The 1,753-nt window shown below is 61.2% G+C and carries 2 protein-coding genes; both read left to right on the forward strand.

All coding sequences use genetic code 11. From position 1 onward, the window contains the following. The first annotated feature begins 108 nt into the window (after window positions 1-108). Window positions 109-672 carry an RNA polymerase sigma factor gene (locus ACXJKR_RS31525; RefSeq protein ID WP_457326203.1) on the forward strand — a complete coding sequence of 188 codons (564 nt, stop codon included), beginning with the start codon at window positions 109-111 and terminating at the stop codon, window positions 670-672. Continuing rightward, window positions 669-1,679 carry a FecR family protein gene (locus ACXJKR_RS31530; protein WP_457326204.1) on the forward strand — a complete coding sequence of 337 codons (1,011 nt, stop codon included), beginning with the start codon at window positions 669-671 and terminating at the stop codon, window positions 1,677-1,679. The genes ACXJKR_RS31525 and ACXJKR_RS31530 overlap by 4 nt, the downstream gene beginning before the upstream one ends. Window positions 1,680-1,753 lie beyond the last annotated feature (74 nt).

Below are 1,753 nucleotides of genomic sequence, written 5' to 3' on the forward strand. Positions count from 1 at the left end.
GCGTACGGGAAGTGGCGCTCTCCTTCGTCAATACAAGGTGTGAAATCTCGACATGCATCTGCCCCTGAAGGCTCGCGGACGGACGTGCTCCCTGCGGCAGGGGCCGTCATGATCGCTGAGTGGTTCAGCAAAGAGGTTTTGCCACTCGAGCCGGCTTTGATGCGCCTTCTCCGGCGACATTGGCGCCACGCCGAGGACCTGCCCGATCTGAGGCAAGAGGTCTACATGCGGGTATACGAGTCGGCGCAACGAACCGGAGTGCCGGAGGCAACGGCCGCCTTTGTCTTCACGTGCGCTCGGAATCTGCTCGTGGACCAGGTGCGCCGGGCCCAGGTGGTCCCCTTCGAGGTGGTTGCAGATCTTGAAGACCTGCCCGCCCAGCCGAGCAACGACTTCACCCCCGAGCGGCTTGCCGAGTCGCGGCAAAAACTCGAGTTGTTGCAGTTGGCATTGGACGACCTGCCGCCACGGTGCAGGGAGGTCGTCATGCTGCGAAAGATTGATGGACTGTCCAACAAGGAAATTGCGGACCGCCTCGGGATCGCAGAAGGAACCATTGAAAAGCAAATCACCGTGGGAGTTCGGGCCTTGGCGGAGACTCTGTTCGCGCAGGGCATCGAGGCGGCAGCAGGTTGGATGAAGCGAATGCGCCGCGGGGAGAGAGACCAATGACGATCATGCGCACACCGGGTTCTGTGAATCATGATGCGATTCAGGCTGCTGCTGCTGCATGGCTCGCGCGCAAGGACGACGTCAGCACCTGGACCGAAGAACACGAACGGTCACTTCAGGACTGGCTGAATTCGAGTTCCGCTCACATGGTGGCATGGCTTCGACTGCAGAGCGCCTGGCAGATTGCAGATGACATTCGTGATCTTCCGCGGCCCGGTGAAACGGATACGCCGGCCGCGCCTGCGGGCCGCCCGCTCCGTGCACCGAGACGTAGGGCATGGATGGGCATTGCCGCCAGCATCATGTTCCTTGGGGTCGTGGGCCTCGTTGCAAACCTTGGCGTTCGGGGCCCCAGCGAAGAGCAGTTCATCACGGCGATTGGAGCGCGGCAGGACATCACTTTGTCCGACGGATCACGCGTGACCTTGAACACTCGAACCAAGGCGAGGGCGTTGGTCAACTCCGGCGAGCGCAAGTTCTGGTTGGACTCCGGAGAGGCATTCTTCGAAATTCAGCATGACCCTGTGCACCCCTTCGTCATCACCGCGGGGGGTGATCGCATCACCGTCCTGGGCACAAAGTTCAGTGTGAGGCATGAAGACGGTCGCACGCAGGTGACGGTCCTCGAGGGGCGGGTTCGACTTGATCGGGTTGACCGCGCCGGCACGGAACGTCCTTCGGCCTCGACCACTCTCACCAAGAATGATGCCGCAGTGTCCCAAGTGGACTCCGTCATGGTTGCGACCAAATCAGACGTTCAAACTCAGAAGGACTTGAGCTGGCGTGAAGGTCGGCTTGAGTTCGAGAACGTGCCGTTGAGAGAAATTGCCGCCGAGTTCAACCGCTACAACCGCCGACAGCTGATCGTGAACGAAGACGCGGCCGCCTTGCGACTCAGCGTGCGGTTTGACCCGCACAACATCGACGGCTTCGTCCGCCTCATTCAAACCGGATTCGGCGTGGTGGCGCATTCCGAAGGCGACGAAGTGCGCCTGTCGATGAAGTAGAGACGAGCGGCGCCCCTGCCTGATCTGAACGCGCGGAGAACACGACGCTGGACCGGACCTATGCAAGCATGACC

The sequence above is a fragment of the Roseateles sp. P5_E11 genome (assembly GCF_054049355.1).

Excerpts from the sequence above, each read along its gene's own strand:
- ACXJKR_RS31525 (WP_457326203.1), top strand. The coding sequence starts at position 109 with ATGATCGCTGAGTGGTTCAGCAAAGAGGTTTTGCCACTCGAGCCGGCT.
- ACXJKR_RS31530 (WP_457326204.1), top strand. The coding sequence starts at position 669 with ATGACGATCATGCGCACACCGGGTTCTGTGAATCATGATGCGATTCAG.